Below are 18,335 nucleotides of genomic sequence, written 5' to 3' on the forward strand. Positions count from 1 at the left end.
ATGGCCACACCGGATTTCCTGGTTGAAGTCGGCACGGAAGAATTACCGCCCAAGGCCCTGAAGACGCTTTCGGAATCCTTCGGGGAGGGCCTGCGCAGCGCGCTCGCGGATGCGGGCATCGAGCACGGAGAGATCGAAACCTTCGCCACACCCCGGCGGCTGGCTGTAAGGGTGAAGCAGCTGGCGGACGCCCAGCCGGACACGCCTTTCGAGAAGAAAGGTCCGGCCGTGAAAGCCGCTTTTGACGACCAGGGCAACCCCACCCGCGCCCTGGAAGGCTTCGCCCGCAACCTGGGCATCCAGCCGGATGAACTGGATACCATGGAAACCGAAAAAGGTGCCTGGCTGGTCTATCGCGGCGTGGAAAAGGGCCGCCCCACAGCGGAGCTTCTGCCCGGCATGGTGGAACAGGCCCTCAACGGCCTGCCCATCCCCAAGCGCATGCGCTGGGGCGCCCGCCGCGACGAGTTTGTCCGCCCGGTGCACTGGCTGATCATGCTCTACGGCAGTAAGGAGATTCCCTCTACCATTCTCGGCTGCAAGGCAGGCCATGCGACCCGCGGGCATCGCTTCCACCATCCCGGTGAACTGATCATTTCCACGCCGGCTGATTACGAACTGGTGCTGCGCCAGCACGGCTGGGTGGAACCGGATTTTGCTGCCCGCCGGGACCAGATCCGTACCGGTGTCACCCGGGTAGCTGAACAGGAAGCCGGCGGGCGCGCCGTGATCAATGACGGCCTGCTCGACGAGGTCACCGCCCTCTGTGAATGGCCGGTACCGCTTCTGGGCCGGTTCGAGGAGCGCTTCCTCAAGGTCCCCCCGGAGGCCCTGGTGTCCTCCATGGAGGAGCACCAGAAGTACTTCCACGTGGTGGACGCCAACGACACCATGATGCCGTGCTTCATCACGGTGGCGAACATCGAGAGCCGGGATCCATCGGCTGTGGCTGCCGGCAACGAGAAGGTCATCCGGCCCCGCTTGGCAGACGCCGCTTTCTTCTACGACACGGACCGCAAGACCCCGCTTATCAACAGGCTCGATGACCTCAAGCCCATCGTCTTCCAGCAGGACCTTGGCAGCCTGCACGACAAGACGCAGCGGATCGCTTCGCTGGCCGGACGTATTGCCGAAGCCATCGGAGCGGATGCGGACAAGGCCCGGCGGGCGGGCACCCTGAGCAAGACCGACCTGCTGACCGAGATGGTCCAGGAGTTCGACGATCTCCAGGGCGTGATGGGCGAGTACTACGCACGCCATGACGGGGAAGACGAGGCCGTGGCACGGGCGCTGAGCGAGCAGTACCTGCCGGGCTTTGCCGGGGATCGTGTGCCGGAGACGGACATCGGCGCCTGCGTTGCACTGGCGGACCGGCTGGACTCACTGGTGGGCCTGTTCGGCATCAACCAGCCCCCCAGCGGCACACGCGACCCGTACGCACTGCGCCGGGCGGCACTGGGCGTGATCCGCATCCTGGTGGAACGCGAACTCACCCTGGATCTGGAAGAGCTGGCCGGCTGGGCTGCCGAGGAGTTCAACAGCCTTACCGTGAACGACCCGGTCAATCCGGTGGTGGACTACATTCTTGAGCGGTTCCGGGCCAGCTTCGAGGATCAGGGTGTTCCTGCGGAGGTTTTCCTGGCGGTTCAGGCACGCCGGCCCACCCAGCCCCTGGATTTCCATCGCCGGGTTCTGGCGGTGGGCAACTTCATCGCCCTGCCGGAAGCCCAGGCATTGGCAGCCGCCAACAAGCGGGTTTCCAACATCCTTGAGAAACAGGGCGGCACCCGGGCCGGCAGCGTGGATCCCGAAGCCTTCCGGGAACAGGCGGAGCGGGCACTGTATGAGGCGCTCCAGGCCCAGGAAGAGGAAGTTGAACCGCTGTTCGCTCGCGGCGACTATGACCCCGGTCTCCAGTCTCTTGCGAAACTGCGGGGGGTGGTCGACAGCTTCTTCAATGACGTCATGGTCATGGCGGAGGAGGAAAGCCTGAGAGCCAACCGGCTGGCGCTTCTGGAACGGTTGCGACAGCTGTTCCTCAGGGTCGCGGATATCTCACTGCTGCAGACGGGCAGCGGTGAATAGGCGCTGGCTTTGAGAACGGCTTTTTAATTACGAACCATTCTCATTGACATATAAGAAAAGGCCGGCAATACTGGTGATTCGATGATCCGCAGGAACCCATTGAATCGCCATGAGCCATTCCTTTACCCGCCTTCTTCCCGAACTCCAGGCCAGCGTCAGTGCCTGCATCGAAACGGCCCTGGCGCTTCACGCCACGACCATGCCGCAGATCCGGCGTGTCATGGCCGGCGATGCGGTGATCGAAGACTACATCAGAGCGCTTGGCTTTGGGGACCGGCTGGTCCCCTGGCAACATCTCGGCCGTGACGATGTGCCGGAGCCGGATCTTATCCTTGCGCACGAGATCGCCGGCGGGACCAGTCTATGCCCAACCTGGCTGCCTCCCCGTTACCAACCACGCCTGTCCATGGTCCAGGGAGCGCGCAGCGCTGCCGATGTTCAGAATAACCTCAAACGCATTGCCCGCATCCTCGGCAATACCATGGGGGAAATCGTTCCTGCCCAACGCTTCCGGGAAACCTTTGAGGGACTGCGTTCCCGGCTGCATGTACCGGGTCCGAGGGTTCTGGTTCTGGTGGAAACCGGACGCGGCCGTTACCGCCTGACAGGCCAGGACCACGCCTGCCACAGGATATTCGCGCAGCTTGGCTGGACCAGTGCACCTTCTGAGAGGGTTGCCGGAGAGAAACTGAGCGTCCGGACGCTCAGCATGCTGGAACACGATGCCATTCTGATTCTGGAGGCCTGGCCCGGAGGGGAAGGGGAATCCGCATTAGCCCGGCACTGGCCATTGATGCTGTCACCGGCGGCAGAAACGGAACGCTGGGCAAGGCTCCCAATGCTGGAACTGATGTGCCTTGGGCCATCCCTGCCCGAGCGGCTGGCGGATCTCGCCACCCGTTTCCAGACCCTGAAACCGGATACCTGGGACTCGTAAGCCCTCAGATATCCAGGTTCGCCACTTCCAGGGCATTGCTCTGGATGAATTCCCGCCGGGGCTCCACCTCGTCACCCATCAGGGTCGTAAAGATCCGGTCAGCCGCAATGGCATCCTCGATCGTCACCTTCATCATCCGGCGGGTCTCCGGATCCATGGTGGTTTCCCAGAGCTGATCCGGGTTCATCTCACCCAGACCCTTATACCGTTGGATAGTCAGGCCCTTCTGGCCTTCCCGCATCAGCCAATCCAGGGCGCCCGCGAAGGTATCCACGGGATGCCGGCGCTCGCCACGCTGGATGTAGGCGCCCGGCTCGATCAGCCCATCGAGCTTTTCACCCAGAGCCGCAATAGCCTTGTACGAAGGCGACTCGAAGAACTCATGACGGAACACGTATTCGTAGGGAATACCGTGAATCAGAAGAGTAACCTTCGGCAGCGTGAGTCCGCGCTCTTTGTCCTCGGTGGTTGAGAACTCATAGCGGATACCCGTGCGGGTATCCAGAACCAGCCGTTCCCCGAGATCCGCCACCCACTGCTGGATGGTTTCAGGGTTGTTGAGGTCTGCGGTGGTCAGCGTCCTGTGGGTGACCATCTCCTGGAGCACCCGTTCTGGATAGACACGGGTAAGCCGCTCGATGTTCTCCATCACGCTCTGGTATTCATGCACCAGGTCTTCCAGTGCCTCGCCCGCCAGAGGCGGTGCCTCGGGATTGACGTAGAGCGCGGCGTTTTCCAGCGCGGACTGCGTGACGTACGCGGTCTTGGCTTTCTCATCCTTGAGGTACTGTTCCTGCTTACCACGCTTGACCTTATACAGAGGCGGCATGGCGATGAAGATGTGACCGCGCTCAATCAGTTCCGGCATCTGCCGGTAGAAGAAGGTGAGCAGCAGGGTACGGATATGGGAGCCATCCACATCCGCGTCGGTCATGATCACGATGCTGTGGTAGCGGAGCTTGTCGGGATCGTAATCCTCACGGCCGATACCGCAGCCCAAGGCCGTGATCAGGGTGCCCACCTCCACCGAAGAGAGCATCTTGTCGAAACGTGCCTTCTCCACGTTCAGGATCTTTCCCTTGAGCGGCAGGATGGCCTGGGTACGGCGTTCACGCCCCTGCTTGGCACTGCCGCCGGCGGAGTCACCCTCCACAATGAAGAGTTCGGAAAGTGCCGGATCCTTTTCCTGGCAGTCCGCCAGCTTACCCGGCAGCCCCGCGACATCCAGAGCGCCCTTGCGGCGTGTCATATCGCGGGCCTTGCGGGCGGCTTCCCGTGCCCGGGCGGCATCAACCATCTTGTTGACGATGGCTTTTGCCTCCTGGGGGTATTCCTGCAGGTAGTCCGTGAACTGCTGGTTCATCTCCTGTTCGACGGCCGTCTTGACCTCCGAGGAAACCAGCTTGTCCTTGGTCTGGGAGGAGAACTTGGGGTCCGGCGCCTTGACACTGATGATCGCGGTCAGACCCTCGCGGGCGTCGTCCCCGGAGGTGTTCACCTTGAGCTTCTTGAGAAGCCCTTCCTGCTCCATGTAGTAGTTCAGGGTCCGGGTCAGCGCGGCGCGGAATCCGGCAAGATGGGTACCACCATCACGCTGGGGAATGTTGTTGGTGAAGGTGAAGATGTTCTCCTGGAACGCATCGTTCCACTGCATCGCCACTTCCACCACGATGCCGTCTTCCCGTTCCCGGGTAAAATGGAAGACGCGGTTGAGTGGCGTCTTGTTGGTGTTCAGGTGCTCAACAAAGGCCCTGAGTCCACCTTCGTACTCGAACACCTCATCCTTGCCGCTGCGCTCATCGGTCAGCCGGATTCGCACACCACTGTTGAGGAAGGCGAGCTCCCGAAGACGCTTGGCCAGGATATCGAAATGGAACTCGATACTGGTAAAGGTGTCAGGAGAGGGTATGAAGTGGACTTCGCTGCCGGAAGCTTCCGTATCACCCACGATGCGAAGCGGCTCTTCCGGGATGCCGTCATGGTAAACCTGCTCATGGACCTGGCCATTGCGACGGATCGTCAGCTTCAGGGTCGAGGAGAGGGCGTTGACCACGGAAACGCCCACGCCGTGGAGACCGCCGGACACCTTGTAGGTGTTGTCATCGAACTTACCGCCAGCATGGAGAACGGTCATGATGACCTGGGCGGCGGAAACGCCTTCCTCCTCGTGAATGTCCGTGGGGATGCCACGGCCATCGTCTCGGACGGTGACGGACTCATCCGGATGGATGACAACGCCGATCTCGGAACAGAAGCCCGCCAAAGCCTCGTCGATGGAATTGTCCACCAGCTCGAAGACCATGTGGTGGAGACCGGTTCCATCATCGGTGTCACCGATGTACATACCAGGCCGTTTGCGCACGGCATCCAGACCCTTGAGTACCTTGATGCTTGTAGAGGTGTAATCAGACATTCGCAGGGTTCCCCCAGCTTGGCGTTCATTGTTCCGTGAATCGGCCATGTTCCACGTGGAACATCGCGGGTTCATGTTTGTGCATCAGGCTACCGAGCGCTCCTTCATTGGGAGCCGTGATCCCGGTGAGAAAAACCTGTGTATTAAGAGCCAGCAGTTCGCTGGCAAGCAGAGCCTGATTTTCGCCATCAAGCTCCGCATGGATATCATCCAGGAGACAGATACCCTCAGTGCCAACAGCCTGAAGCACCCGCATCTGGGCCAGTTTCATAAGCACAACGAGCGAACGCTGCTGCCCACGGGAAAGCACTTCCCCGGCAGGCTGTTTGCCGACCCGGATCCGGATATCCGCCCGATTGGGCCCGTAGAGGCTGAACCCAGCACGGGCTTCTGCCTCAAGGTTGCTTTCCAGAATCGAGCCCAGGCTCTCACTGGAATCCCAGCCAGGATTAAAGGCCAGGGATACAGCCCCCAGCCATTCAGCCTGGGAACGGGACCGGATAGCCTCAAACTCGCTGTAGAAGCGGTCGAAACCCGCCTGCCGGCCCTGATTCAGGCGCTCCCCCAGATCGGCCACCCGAGCGTTCCAGGGGCCGATGGATGACTGATCAATTATACCATGCCGGAGCAGGTGATTGCGCTGTTTGAGCGCCCTCTGTACCTCCTGCCAGAGGCCGCTGAACCAATGTTCCACGTGAAACACCAACCAATCCAGAAAGCGGCGACGATTGCCTGGGCCTCCGGCAACCAGTTCGAAGGTCCCCGGCTCGATAACCGATACCGGCAACAGCCTCGCCAGTTCCGAAACCGAGCGCACCGCCTCTCCGTTGCGCTGCAGCCTGACCCCGTTTGCATCGCCGGGCTGCCGTTCCAACCCGATCCGAAGTGATCCTCTTAGCGGGTCCGTGACATTCCCGAAAAGCGTCAACGAACGGCAGCCTTCCTGCACAACACGTCGATGATTGGACGTCCGGAAAGACCGTGCCGTGGAAAGATAGTAGATCGCCTCGAGAAGACTGGTCTTACCGCTGCCATTGGCACCGTGAATCAGGTTGAGACCGGAAGAGAACTGGAGCTTCTGTTGTTCAATATTGCGGAAGTGATGGACGTGGAGCTCGGTCAGCGCCATGGATCAGATCTGATAATGATCGCGCAGGTGCGCCAGGATCGCTTCGCTTTCATACATTGCCGCCCCCTGATTCGGATCCACCAGGTAAGGCACAGCGACACGACCGGTCCTCTCGAGCAGTTCCATGCGATTGCGGGAGCGGGGCTGGTATTCAAGCCCAAGGCGGTCACGGATCACAGGAAGCACCAATTCCCTCACCGAAGACTTGCCGCAGTTACGGATCACATAGGGCAACTGAAGTTCGCACAGGAGCTCGCGTACTTCACGGGAGTAGGGGCTGGACTCGAAGCTGTAAAGCTCCAGAAGGCGCTCCGGCCGACGGGCTGGTTTCGCGTAAAGACCACCACCCAGCCTCGAACCGGACGCCAGGACACCGCGCCCCTTGTCGACCGGAAGCCAACTGCTGAGCCCCGACACCGATCCCCGGCCGTAACACTCCCACAGATAACGCCGGATGCGTCGGCTCTCATAGAGAACCTCCCCCTGGTCGGGATCCACCAGCAGCGGAAAGCGTTCCCGTCCTCCCAGCTCGCGGGCACGGTTACGGAAGCGGTCTCCACCTTTAGGGCAGGGGTAGATCACTGCGTCCAGATCCAGCTCCGTCAGCGTTTCCCGTACCAGCCGACAGTGGGGGCAACCCTCCATATCAAACAGCTGCAGCGGTTGCTCCGGCTGCTCCGAATCCCGCTCGCGGATCGCCGTACCGCGCCAAAGCGCCAGGGTGGAGGTAACAAGCTGGGGAACAAGCGCCATAGGCCGACCTCAGTGGAGCATATTCAGGCGCTCATCCAGAAACATATCCATTTCCGGCGCCAGTATGTGGACGTAGCGGTCAAAATACAGGAACTGCTTGATCAGGAGGGCGAATTCCCTCGGGAAATGCAGGCCGTGATCCTCGCCCACACGCACCAGGTCCATCAACAGCTCATTCACATCGTCGTCCGTTTCATCGGACAGCGTTTCGATATCAGGCATGTCGTACGGATCGGTGGGAACAACCGTCTCCATATGTTGTTGGAGCCCGGAAAGGTCACGCGCCAATGCCTCCACGTCCACACCCTCACGGGTTACTCCGATCCGCGTCATGGCATCCGCCATGCTTTGGAAATCAGCGCTCATCAGCGCGCCCATGAAATCGGAAACCGCCGTCCAGGTATCCGGATCAATACGCCCGACGATGCCGAAGTCGATGAACCCGACACGCCCGTCCTCAAGAACCATAAGGTTGCCGGCATGTACGTCCGCGTGGAAGAACTCACACTGGGTCAGGCTGGCAAACCATGTGTTCATGGCCGTGATCAGTGTGCGTTCGGGATCATCACTGTAACGCCGGATGGTTTCCAGGTCCGTCAGAGGCACACCCTGGAACCGCTCCATGGTCAGCACCCGCCCTGTGCTCAGCCTGCGGTGAACCCGCGGGACAGTGGCTTCGCTGTTACCGGTGCGATCGAGGAATTCCCGGAACGCCTCAAGGTTGTTGGCCTCCTGGACGAAATCGCATTCCTCCATCATCGTCCGCTGGATCTCCTGGATGATCCCGGAGAGCGATGTCCACGCCAGCTTCGGCGCCAGGGTTTCGACCACCCGGGCTGACACATAGAGGAAGTTGAGATCGGTAAGCAGGATGTTGGATACACCCGGCTTCTGGATCTTCAGAACCACTTCCTCCCCACTGGCCAATCGCGCCCCGTGAACCTGCGCTATGGATGCGGACGCAAGCGGCGTACGGTCAATATGGGTGAATTCGGTATCCACCGCGCTGCCCAGCTCTTCCCTCAGGATCCTCTCCATCACGGCATAGGGCAGGGGGCGTGTCTGATCCAGACAGTTCTGGAATTCATCCACATACTCACGGGGGAAGAAGGTTGGAGACGAGGCGATGAACTGACCCAGTTTGATATAGGTCGCACCAAGCCGTTCGAAGGTATCGCGCATCAGCCGGGGCAGGGGCTGACGGTCGCCCCGCAGCCAGCGTACTCCCTGGCCGCCGACCACCATGGCAGTCTGGCCAATCCGAAACGCCCCCTTGATGCCATCGCCGAGGATGCGAGCGGGGTTGCCTCCCAGCGCCGTACCTTCCTTTTCCGTACCATGGCTGCCTGTGTTGCGTCCCGTCACCGGGGTCTTCTGAATCAGTGCGCTCATTCCCAAGCTTCCCTGTCAGTCCAGTCTGGATACGATTAAAGACGCATCGGCATCACAACGTAGAGATTGTCATCCGGCCCGGTGCTCTCAATCAGCGCGCTGGCGTTGGGGCCGGAGAGCACGATCCGGACCTGCTCCTCACGGATGACGTTCATGACGTCGATCAGGTAGCCCACATTGAAGCCGATCTGGAGTGACTCACCCTGGTATTCCACCGCCATGGTGTCCTCAGCCTGCTCCTGGTCCGGATTGTTGGCATAGACATGCAATTCCGCCGGCTCGAGCTCCAGCCGCACGCCACGGATGTTCTCATGGGAGAGGATGCCAGCCCGCTGCAAGATGCTGCGCAGGGTCTCACGGTCCGCGATAACAGTCTTGTCCCCACCACTGGGAATCACCCGGTTGTAGTCCGGGAAACGACCCTCGATGAGCTTGGAGGTGAAAGTGAAACCGTCAATGGTTGCCCGTATATGGCTGCCGCCAATGGTGACCGCCACATTCTGCTCCCCATCTCCAAGCAACCGGATCAGCTCCTGGACCCCCTTGCGGGGCACAATGATCTGGCGTGTCTCATCCAGATAGGTGGGCGCGGAAAGATTCGATAGCGCCAGGCGGTGTCCGTCAGTCGCGACCGCCCGGATGGCATCGTCGCCAATCTCGAGCAGCAGCCCGTTGAGATAGTAACGGACGTCCTGCTGCGCCATGGCGAAGGCGGTACTGCTGAGCAGGCTCTGGAAGCTGCCCTGCTCCAGGTTCAGCGTGAAGCTGTCCTCATCATCCTCGACGTTCGGGAAATGATCGGCGGGCAGGGTAGCCAGGGTGAACTGACTGGCCCCGGCGCGGATGCGCATGCGATCCCCCTCCAAGGCCAGGGTCACATCCGCCGCTTCCGGCAGCGACCGGCAGATATCCACCAGCTTGCGGGCGGGCACCGTGATGCGCCCCTCCTGTTCCACTTCCAGATCGGTGACGGTGGCAACCAGCTCCACCTCCATATTCGTCCCGGTCAGCGTCAGGGCCTCGCCTTCGGCCACCAGCAGAACGTTGGAGAGAACGGGCATGGTCTGTTTCTTTTCCACCACTCCGGCGATTGCCTGGAGTGGTTCAAGAAGGGATTCGCGACTGGTCCGGATTTTCATGATTGTCGGATTCCGCCTGGTTCGGATGTGGGTTTGTCAGTGGTTCAGGTGGTCAGCAGCCGGAGGAAGTTCTGGTAATCCTCGCGGATATTGGCGTCCGATTCCTGGAGTTCCTCGATTTTCTTGCAGGCGTGAAGAACCGTGGTGTGGTCCCGGCCGCCAAAGGCATCACCGATCTCGGGCAGGCTGTGGCTCGTCAGCTCCTTGGCCAGTGCCATCGCCATCTGGCGGGGCCGTGTGATCGAGCGCGTGCGGCGCTTCGAGTGCAGATCCGCCACTTTCATTTTGTAGTACTCTGCCACGGTCCGCTGAATATTGTCGATGCTGACCTGCTTCTCGTGCAGGGCCAGCAGATCCTTGAGGCTTTCCCGGATGAATGCCGGCGTGATCTGCTGGCCGGTGAAGTGGGAATTGGCAATCACCAGCTTTAGCGCACCCTCGAGCTCACGCACGTTGGAGCGGATCTTCTGGGCAATGAAAAAAGCCGCCTCATTACTGATGCTGACCTGGGCCTGCTCCGCTTTCTTCATGATGATCGCCACCCGCGTCTCGAGCTCGGGCGGTTCCACCATGACCGTCAGGCCCCAGCCGAAGCGCGACTTGAGCCGCTCCTCCATGTTCACAATCTCCTTGGGGAAGCGGTCACAGGTCAGGATCACCTGCTGACCGCCCTCAAGCAGCGCATTGAAGGTGTGGAAGAACTCCTCCTGGGAGCGCTCCTTACCCGCGAAGAACTGGATATCGTCGATCAGGAGCGCATCCAGGGACCGGTAGAAGCGCTTGAAATCATTGATGGCGTTGAGCTGCAACGCCTTGACCATGTCCGCCACAAAGCGTTCCGAGCGCAGGTACGCGACACGTGCTCCGGGATTGCGGCGAACGATCTCGTTGCCCACGGCATGCATCAGGTGGGTCTTACCCAGGCCCACGCCACCGTAAAGGAACAACGGATTATAGGAGCCCCCGGGGTTTTCAGCTACCTGACTGGAGGCCGCCCGTGCCAGTTGGTTGGATTTGCCCTCGACAAAGGTCCCGAATGTGAACTGCTGATTCAGGAAGGTCTCCCTGTGCTGGACACCACCCTCCACATTGGCGCGCCTGTCATCCCGACCGCCATTGGCGCGCCCGGCTATGCGCGCCGCAACAGGTGAATCCTCGACCGGGCGCTCGTCGGCTGTGTTCAGTTCCGCATCGTTCACTGGCGGCGCCACTTCCGCACTGGCGGACTCCACCTCACCGCCAGCGCTATCGGCGCTGTGCCGTTTCGACGTGCTTTCGCTACGGTTGCCGGAAGACTGCGTCGAACGCGGCCTGGCGTCCTCAGCGGACCCCACCTTGACCTCGACCTGGAGCCCTTTGGCGCCATTCAGGTCCCGGACAACCTCTTCAATGCGGTCCAGATACTTCTGGCTCACCCAGTCGCGCACAAACCGGTTGGGGGCAAGCAGCACCAGAGCACCTCCGTCGTCACGGGACTGCAACGGACGCAACCAGGTATTGAACTGCTGGGCGGGGAACTCATCCTGTAACAGCTCCAGACACTGCTGCCAGATTTCCTGTGCCACGACTGCTGACCTCGCATTGTTCTTTTTCGGACGGGTCTCTACCCCGGCAAGAGCGGTATTCTACGCTCCGCCCACCGCCTGTAAAAGCCCCCTCGGGCAACGATATAAACACCCTGTGGATGAATTTTTCTTTTTTACTCAAAAATCTATCTACTTACAAACAGAGTCGTGCACAAAATTACAGATCAATTCTCCTCAAAAAGGTTTTCCACAACAGCCTGTGCAAACACCGTGTGTTAACGACCGTATAAACCCCGGACAGACCCGTTAATAACCATGACCCCGGCAAGGCACCCCCTCTTATACCCATTCCCTCCCCCCTGTTAGTACCAGCTTACCAAGCACAACTGAACAGAACCGTCCCCACGCTCTGAGCGCGCCATCAGAGTCTGGGAGTTGGTTATCCACAGAAATCCGCTTGCCTAATAACATTAACAACAGTCTTATTGATTCCTTAAAGATAAAAACTTTGTTTCTACTGTAACCGCCAGCGTTTTCCAATCACGATGCCCATTGTCTGAACGCCACAAATTGACTAGAATCCCGCATCCCGGTGGCAGCTCCGTGTTCGGACCATCGGCCGAAACCATTGTTCCGACATTCGCAGCCCTGAACAGGATCATCACCATGAAACGCACCTTTCAGCCGAGTAACCTCAAGCGCAAGCGGACCCATGGTTTCCGTGCCCGCATGGCAACCCAGAATGGCCGCAAAGTGATTGCGCGCCGTCGTGCCAAGGGTCGCAAGCGCCTCAGCGTCTGAACCCGTCCAGTTGCCGCCTGACTTCCGATTTCCCCGCCAGGCAAGACTGCTCAACAGTCGTGATTACACGCGGGTATTCGACAATGTCGAGTTCAGGGCCGGCAGCCGGGGATTCCTGATGCTTGCCCGAACCGTTGACGGATCCAGGCCACTGCCCCGTCTCGGCATCATCGTGGCCCGCCGGCATCTTCCGAGGGCCACAACGCGCAACCGGTTCAAGCGTGCGGTACGGGAATCCTTCAGGCACAGACAGCATGATCTCCCGGCTCTGGACGTCATCGTGCTGGCCCGGCCTGGCGGCAACACCATGGACAATGCCGAACTGTTCCAGGAACTGGACCGGGCTTGGCGCAAGCTGGGCAAACAGGCGACCTCCCGGTCCCCGGCAAAAACGGGATAACCCAATGCGCTGGCTGCTTCTTCTGTTGATTCGAGCCTACCAGTACGGGATCAGTCCGCTGATACCCCCTCACTGCCGGCATATGCCCAGCTGTTCCGAATACGCCATAAGCGCCATCCAGCAGTATGGCGTAATCCGCGGTGGTTACTACGCGCTGCACCGCCTGTTTCGATGCCATCCCTGGGGCACATCCGGTTATGATCCGGTTCCAGGGGCTTCCCCGACCCATAACTCCTGTTCACGCAAAGGATGAACCAATCCATGGATATCCCCCGCGTCGCCATATGGCTTGGTCTGGCCATAGTCAGCTACCTCCTCGTCATGGCCTGGAACGAGGATTATCACCAGCAGCCCGTTTCCAACGAACCCGTGGCGGCCGAGGAGGCCGCACCCACTGATAGCGGTTCCCAGAGCCAACAGCCCCCTGACAGTGGCGACAGCAGCAGTGGTACCGGTGATGGCTTTGAGCGTCCGGAATCGGATATGGCTAGCGCCGATCGGGAAACCAGCGGTAAAGCCACCGGCTCCGGAAGCAATGAAACCACTGATACCGGCGACACCATCCGCGTGAAAACGGATGTTCTGGATGCCCGCATCAGTCTCAATGGTGGCCATCTCGTGGAAGCCTGGCTGCCCGAGCACACCCGGACCCTTAAGTCGGATAAGCCGCTGCAGCTGCTTCAGAGTGATGGCGAACTCACCTACATCCTGGAGAGCAGTCTTCTCGGTGACGGGGGCTCCGACCGTGGCCACGGCAACCTGACCTTCACTAGTGAATCAGACATCTATCGGCTGGATGAAGGTGAAGACGAGCTGACCGTGGATCTGACCCATGAAACGGATTCCGGGGTACAGATCATCAAGCGCTACACCTTCGAGCGCGATCGTTACCGCCTGAAGGTCAGCTACCACATCCGGAACGAGTCCAATGAGCCCTGGAACGGGTACTTCTCCGGCCGCATCGTACGCGACGAGAGTGGCGACCCCACCGGCCAGCGGATCCTCGGCGTCCAGGCTTTCCTCGGCATGGTTCTGAGCACGCCCCAGGAACCCTACACCAAGTATGAGTTCTCGGACCTGAGGGAAAATCCCCTCAACCGCCAGGTGGAAGGCGGCTGGATCGCTTTCCTCCAGCATTATTTCATGAGTTCCTGGATTCCGGACCAGGATGAGACCCATCGCTACCAGACCCGCCAGCGTGGCGATAACCTGCACGTGATGGGCTTTGTCAGCCCGGGAACCGAAGTGGCCCCGGGAGAGGAAAAGGAAATCGGATCCAGGGTCTACGTGGGTCCCAAGATCATTGAACGTCTCCAGGATATTGCACCCAACCTGGACCGCACCGTCGACTTCGGGTGGCTGTTCTTCATCTCCCAGCCCCTGTTCTACCTTCTGGACTGGTTCCATGACCTGGTTGGCAACTGGGGTGTGGCCATCATCCTGCTGACCGTGGTGGTCAAGCTGGCCTTCTACAAGCTCTCCGCTACCAGCTATCGTTCCATGGCCAACATGCGCCGTGTCCAGCCGGAGATGCAGCGTCTCAAGGAACAGTACGGCGACGACCGCCAGAAGCTCTCCCAGGAGATGATGAATCTCTACAAGAAGGAGAAGATCAACCCGCTGGGTGGCTGTCTGCCGATACTGGTCCAGATGCCGGTGTTCATCTCCCTGTACTGGGTCCTGTTCGAGAGTGTTCAGCTGCGGCACGCGCCCTTCATGCTGTGGATCAATGACCTGTCGGTGATGGATCCCTACTTCATTCTGCCGATCCTCATGGGCGCCTCGATGTTCCTGCAGATGCAGCTGAACCCCACGCCCCCAGATCCGGTCCAGGCCAAGGTGATGAAGATGCTGCCGATCATGTTCACCTTCTTCTTCCTGTGGTTCCCGGCAGGCCTGGTGCTGTACTGGCTGAGCAACAACGTGCTCTCCATGGCGCAGCAGTTCTTCATCTACCGCCAGATCGAGAAGGAGCAGGGGAAGTCCGCCAAGGGCTGATCCCCTGAGTTCACCATGGGCGGCGCCGACCGGGACACCATTGCCGCTCTCGCCACGCCTCCGGGCCGCGGGGGCGTTGGCGTTATCCGCCTGTCCGGCCCACAGGCCCTGGTTCTGGCGCAGGTTTTCCTCGGCTTTGAACCCCGGCCACGGTACGCCCATTACGGGCCCTTCCTGGATGAAGCCGGGGAGGTTCTGGATGAGGGGATTGCCCTGTACTTCCCGGGCCCGCATTCGTTTACCGGCGAGGATGTGTTCGAGCTCCAGGGCCATGGTGGGCCTGTCCTCATGGATCGGATCCTTGCTTCGGCTACGGCCCGCGGTGCGCGTCTGGCGCGACCCGGTGAGTTCTCGGAAAGAGCCTTCCTGAACGACAAACTCGACCTCGCCCAGGCCGAGGCCATTGCCGATCTCATCGAAAGCAGCTCGGAGCAGGCGGCCCGAAGCGCCTTGCAGTCGCTTCAGGGCGCGTTCTCCCGCGTGGTGTCAGGGCTCATTGATGAGCTGGTCCATCTTCGGGTCTATGTGGAAGCCGCCATCGATTTTCCCGACGAGGATGTGGATTTCCTCGGCGACGGCAAGGTGGCCTCGGATCTCCAGGCCCTTCTGGAATCCCTGGACCGCACCGTCCAGGAAGCCCACCAGGGCACCCTGCTGCGGGACGGCATGCAGGTGGTCATCGCCGGCAAACCCAATGCAGGCAAGTCCAGCCTCCTGAATGCCCTTTCCGGCCAGGACACGGCCATCGTGACCGAGATCGAAGGCACTACCCGGGACGTGCTGCGCGAGCAGATCCAGATCGACGGCATGCCGCTGCACATCATTGACACCGCCGGTCTGCGCGACAGCACCGATGAAGTGGAACGCATCGGTATCGACCGAGCCTGGGCCGAGATCGAGAAGGCGGACCGGGTCCTGTTGCTGGTGGACAGCACCACGACACCGGATACCGATCCCGCGACCCTTCGAACCGGCCTGCCTCGCCAGCTGCCGGAAGGACTCCCGGTCACGGTACTCCGCAACAAGGTGGATCTTTCAGGAGAAACGCCCGGGTTCATCGGACAGGATGGTACGCCCGTCATCCGGCTTTCCGCAGAGTCCGGGGAGGGTGTTGAGACCCTGCGGGAACACCTGAAGGACTGCATGGGCTACCAGACGGCCGCCGAGGGACGTTACATGGCACGCCGACGCCACCTTGACGCTTTGGAGCGTGCCCGCGCCATGGTGGTCCAGGGCCAGACCCAGCTCAGCGAGTTCGGTGCCGGTGAGCTCCTTGCCGAGGATCTCCGCCAGGCCCAGGATGCGCTTGGCGAGATCACCGGGGCCATGACGCCGGATGAACTGCTGGGCGAAATCTTCAGCTCCTTCTGTATCGGTAAATAACCGGCCGCTTCCACCGCAATCATCGGTTTCCCATCCACTCGTGAATCATTGGGTTGTCCCTTTAAATGTTATGATATAACATCCGTTAATTCGTCATAAGGCGCTGGGACAGACTCCCATCAGGCTCGCCCGACAGAGCTATTGCTTCTGGATGCGCCTTCCTAATGAAACGATATAACGTAGTAAGGAGAATCCATGCGATTGAGACCAGTCCACATGAGGTGGCGATCCGACGCTATTCCGGGAACCATGGGCGTGCTGGGCCTTGCCATGGCAGCTCCCCTGGTCCTGGCACAGGAGGCGGATGGCGTGGGCGTTATGGCCCTTGATGAAGTGGTTGTGGAAGCCGGCGCACCCGCCCCTGGGTCACCGCTTATGCAGGCCGCCCAGATTGACGTTCTTCAGGGTGAGGAAAAGGATCGCCGTGAGGGCACAACCCTTGGCCAGACCCTGGATCACCTGCCCGGTGTGGATACCGTCAATGCCGGTAACCAGGCCGGGAAGCCGGTCATTCGGGGTCTCTCCGGTAACCGCGTGCGGATTCTTTCCGATGGTGTTGGCGTGGATCACCAGCAGTTCGGAACCCGGCATTCACCCAACATTGACCCCTTTCTGAGCGAGCGCATTGAAGTGGTTCGTGGTGCCTCGAGTATTCTTTATGGATCCGATGCGCTGGGCGGTGCCGTCGACGTTAAACCCCTGCCGCTGACCTTCAGCAGCGATGGTTCCCGTCACAACAGGGGCGAGGCGTTACTTCGGCACGCCACCAACAACAATCAGAATGACATTGGGTTCAAGGGAACCAGTGAGGGGGATCACTGGAGCTTTGTCGGTGGCATCATCCACCGGGATGCCGGGGATATCACCGTACCGGATGATCGGACATTCTTCCCGCCGCCCCCCAGTGACGCCGGCAAACGCCGGGCACCCGCCTACACCGGCTCGCTGGATTACACGGATTTTGAGCAGACCAATGGGCAGATTGGCGTCGGTTATCGCGGGGACTTTGGTGAGCTCCGGCTGCGTTATACCGGGTGGCGCAATGAACACAATTTCCTCCTGCCGCCCCCGGCGGGGAATAAGCCGCCTGGCCAGGGCCCCGAGGGCGTTGGCCAGAATCTGGAAAATGATGAGCTTCGACTGGACGCCACACTGCCGGTCAATGACACCTGGACCTTTGAGCCAACCCTGGCATGGCAGAATAACCTTCGCCAATCGAACGCGGCCGGCGTACCAAGGGACAACCTTTTCGACGGCACCATCGATATTGAGTTCGACCAGTACACCACCCGCCTCGAAGCCAGGCACGGTCAACTGGCGTTCCTGGATGCCGGACGTGTGGGTGTTGAATACCGGACCAAGCAGCAGGTCTCCAGGGGAACTACCCAGCTGACACCCGGAGGTCGGGTCAACAATCTGGGCGTATTCGCCTTTGAGGAGCGCACACTCGGTCGGTTAACCCTTCAGGCCGGTCTGCGCCAGGACTGGATTGAAACGATTGCCAAAAGCAGCAAAACGGCAGTGCCCACATCGTTTTCCGGCAGCGATAAAAACGACGAATCGGTTACCTCGGGCTCCTTTGGTGGCTCCTACGCCCTTACCAACAACCTGACCCTTGCCAGCAACATCGGACGCGGTTTCCGGGCGCCGACCCTTTTCGAGCTCCATGCTGACGGCGTTCATGCCGGAGTTGCGGCTGTCCAGAAGGGCAACCCGGATCTTGATGCGGAGAAATCACTGAACATGGACCTCTCACTGAGGTGGCGTTCCAATCGCACGTCTGCCAGTGCCACTGTCTACCGTAATGCCATTGACGACTACATCTATCTTCAGGACACAGGCAACACGGATAACGGTTTACCTGTCTTCCGCTACCGCCAGACGGATGCGGTGCTTAAAGGGGTGGAGCTGACGGCCCGGGCCCGGGTGACGGAGACGCTGGAGCTGAGCACCACCTACAGTGCGGTTGACGGCGAGAATGACCAGACGGGTGAGGACTTGCCGCTGCAGCCGGCGGACGAACTGCTGCTCGAGGGAACCTGGACGCCCGGTCATTGGGGGTGGGCACGCGACCCCCATGTTCGCCTGGGTCTGCGTCACAACGCGTCCAGGGATGCGGCACCGGGTGAACCGTTTTCCCAGTTCGACAACGCACCCTTTGGGACGGCATCGACGGATGCCTACACCGTTGCGGATCTCGGCGTCGGCTTCTCCGTGGATGGCGGTACCGGGGCTCCCATGCGGTTCAGTCTCGAAGTGCGGAATCTGACCGATAAGAGCTACCGTGACTTCCTTGATACCTATAAGGGCTATGCTCTGAGTCCCGGCCGTGATGTGCGCATGACCGTCAGGGTTCCGTTCGGGGGCTGAGCACAAAAA

General features: G+C 60.4%; 14 protein-coding genes. 8 read left to right on the forward strand and 6 right to left on the reverse strand.

Translation table 11 applies throughout. The features are described 5' to 3' along the window. Positions 1 to 2,085 carry a glycine--tRNA ligase subunit beta gene (gene glyS, locus H4I92_RS07005; protein ID WP_077529928.1) on the forward strand — a complete coding sequence of 695 codons (2,085 nt, stop codon included), beginning with the start codon at positions 1 to 3 and terminating at the stop codon, positions 2,083 to 2,085. Between the two features lie 109 nt (positions 2,086 to 2,194). After that, the gene (locus H4I92_RS07010) at positions 2,195 to 3,022 is read left to right on the forward strand and encodes a TroA family protein (protein ID WP_077529929.1); all 828 of its coding nucleotides are present in this window, start codon (positions 2,195 to 2,197) and stop codon (positions 3,020 to 3,022) included. A gap of 4 nt (positions 3,023 to 3,026) precedes the next feature. Here H4I92_RS07010 and gyrB read toward each other — a convergent pair whose 3' ends face one another. Genes gyrB through dnaA form a run of 6 tightly spaced genes read right to left on the reverse strand, consistent with a single transcriptional unit; the run spans position 3,027 to position 11,413 of the window. Then, positions 3,027 to 5,435 carry a DNA topoisomerase (ATP-hydrolyzing) subunit B gene (gene gyrB, locus H4I92_RS07015; protein ID WP_077529930.1) on the reverse strand — a complete coding sequence of 803 codons (2,409 nt, stop codon included), beginning with the start codon at positions 5,433 to 5,435 and terminating at the stop codon, positions 3,027 to 3,029. 25 nt (positions 5,436 to 5,460) lie between these two features. Continuing rightward, a complete protein-coding gene (gene recF, locus H4I92_RS07020; protein ID WP_077529931.1) occupies positions 5,461 to 6,564 on the reverse strand; it encodes a DNA replication/repair protein RecF in 1,104 nt (367 codons plus the stop codon). Positions 6,565 to 6,567: 3 nt separating this feature from the next. Beyond that, positions 6,568 to 7,317, reverse strand: a complete 750-nt coding sequence (locus H4I92_RS07025) for a glutathione S-transferase N-terminal domain-containing protein (protein WP_077529932.1) — start codon at positions 7,315 to 7,317, stop codon at positions 6,568 to 6,570. 9 nt (positions 7,318 to 7,326) lie between these two features. Beyond that, positions 7,327 to 8,709, reverse strand: a complete 1,383-nt coding sequence (locus H4I92_RS07030; protein WP_077529933.1) for an ABC1 kinase family protein — start codon at positions 8,707 to 8,709, stop codon at positions 7,327 to 7,329. A 35-nt stretch (positions 8,710 to 8,744) separates the two neighbouring features. Then, the gene (gene dnaN / locus H4I92_RS07035) at positions 8,745 to 9,848 is read right to left on the reverse strand and encodes a DNA polymerase III subunit beta (RefSeq protein ID WP_077529934.1); all 1,104 of its coding nucleotides are present in this window, start codon (positions 9,846 to 9,848) and stop codon (positions 8,745 to 8,747) included. 44 nt (positions 9,849 to 9,892) lie between these two features. Beyond that, positions 9,893 to 11,413, reverse strand: coding sequence for a chromosomal replication initiator protein DnaA (dnaA, locus tag H4I92_RS07040; RefSeq protein ID WP_077529935.1), 1,521 nt, complete (start codon positions 11,411 to 11,413; stop codon positions 9,893 to 9,895). A 627-nt stretch (positions 11,414 to 12,040) separates the two neighbouring features. Here dnaA and rpmH point away from each other — a divergent pair. The 6 genes from rpmH to H4I92_RS07070 all read left to right on the forward strand — a co-directional run bounded on the left by rpmH (position 12,041) and on the right by H4I92_RS07070 (position 18,326). Beyond that, positions 12,041 to 12,175, forward strand: coding sequence for a 50S ribosomal protein L34 (rpmH, locus tag H4I92_RS07045; protein ID WP_077529936.1), 135 nt, complete (start codon positions 12,041 to 12,043; stop codon positions 12,173 to 12,175). Continuing rightward, positions 12,144 to 12,575, forward strand: a complete 432-nt coding sequence (gene rnpA / locus H4I92_RS07050) for a ribonuclease P protein component (RefSeq protein ID WP_245800861.1) — start codon at positions 12,144 to 12,146, stop codon at positions 12,573 to 12,575. Before rpmH ends, rnpA begins: the two co-directional genes overlap by 32 nt. 4 nt (positions 12,576 to 12,579) lie before the next feature. After that, entirely contained in the window at positions 12,580 to 12,828 is a 249-nt protein-coding gene (gene yidD, locus H4I92_RS07055) for a membrane protein insertion efficiency factor YidD (protein WP_218668163.1), read from the forward strand. 8 nt (positions 12,829 to 12,836) lie between these two features. Next, a complete protein-coding gene (gene yidC, locus H4I92_RS07060; RefSeq protein ID WP_077529939.1) occupies positions 12,837 to 14,573 on the forward strand; it encodes a membrane protein insertase YidC in 1,737 nt (578 codons plus the stop codon). Between the two features lie 15 nt (positions 14,574 to 14,588). After that, on the forward strand, positions 14,589 to 15,956 hold the full coding sequence (gene mnmE / locus H4I92_RS07065; RefSeq protein WP_077529940.1) for a tRNA uridine-5-carboxymethylaminomethyl(34) synthesis GTPase MnmE: 1,368 nt from the start codon (positions 14,589 to 14,591) through the stop codon (positions 15,954 to 15,956). A 216-nt stretch (positions 15,957 to 16,172) separates the two neighbouring features. Next, entirely contained in the window at positions 16,173 to 18,326 is a 2,154-nt protein-coding gene (locus H4I92_RS07070; RefSeq protein WP_223073625.1) for a TonB-dependent receptor, read from the forward strand. Positions 18,327 to 18,335 lie beyond the last annotated feature (9 nt).

It is taken from the genome of Vreelandella halophila (assembly GCF_019903425.1).
GTDB lineage: Bacteria > Pseudomonadota > Gammaproteobacteria > Pseudomonadales > Oleiphilaceae > Halospina > Halospina halophila.

Bases quoted from the DNA above. Each gene is read 5' to 3' on its own strand.
- yidD (WP_218668163.1), top strand. From the start codon at position 12,580: ATGCGCTGGCTGCTTCTTCTGTTGATTCGAGCCTACCAGTACGGGATC.
- H4I92_RS07030 (WP_077529933.1), bottom strand. From the start codon at position 8,709: ATGAGCGCACTGATTCAGAAGACCCCGGTGACGGGACGCAACACAGGC.
- H4I92_RS07010 (WP_077529929.1), top strand. From the start codon at position 2,195: ATGAGCCATTCCTTTACCCGCCTTCTTCCCGAACTCCAGGCCAGCGTC.
- dnaN (WP_077529934.1), bottom strand. From the start codon at position 9,848: ATGAAAATCCGGACCAGTCGCGAATCCCTTCTTGAACCACTCCAGGCA.
- glyS (WP_077529928.1), top strand. From the start codon at position 1: ATGGCCACACCGGATTTCCTGGTTGAAGTCGGCACGGAAGAATTACCG.
- H4I92_RS07025 (WP_077529932.1), bottom strand. From the start codon at position 7,317: ATGGCGCTTGTTCCCCAGCTTGTTACCTCCACCCTGGCGCTTTGGCGC.
- yidC (WP_077529939.1), top strand. From the start codon at position 12,837: ATGGATATCCCCCGCGTCGCCATATGGCTTGGTCTGGCCATAGTCAGC.
- recF (WP_077529931.1), bottom strand. From the start codon at position 6,564: ATGGCGCTGACCGAGCTCCACGTCCATCACTTCCGCAATATTGAACAA.
- H4I92_RS07070 (WP_223073625.1), top strand. From the start codon at position 16,173: ATGAGGTGGCGATCCGACGCTATTCCGGGAACCATGGGCGTGCTGGGC.
- mnmE (WP_077529940.1), top strand. From the start codon at position 14,589: ATGGGCGGCGCCGACCGGGACACCATTGCCGCTCTCGCCACGCCTCCG.
- rpmH (WP_077529936.1), top strand. From the start codon at position 12,041: ATGAAACGCACCTTTCAGCCGAGTAACCTCAAGCGCAAGCGGACCCAT.
- gyrB (WP_077529930.1), bottom strand. From the start codon at position 5,435: ATGTCTGATTACACCTCTACAAGCATCAAGGTACTCAAGGGTCTGGAT.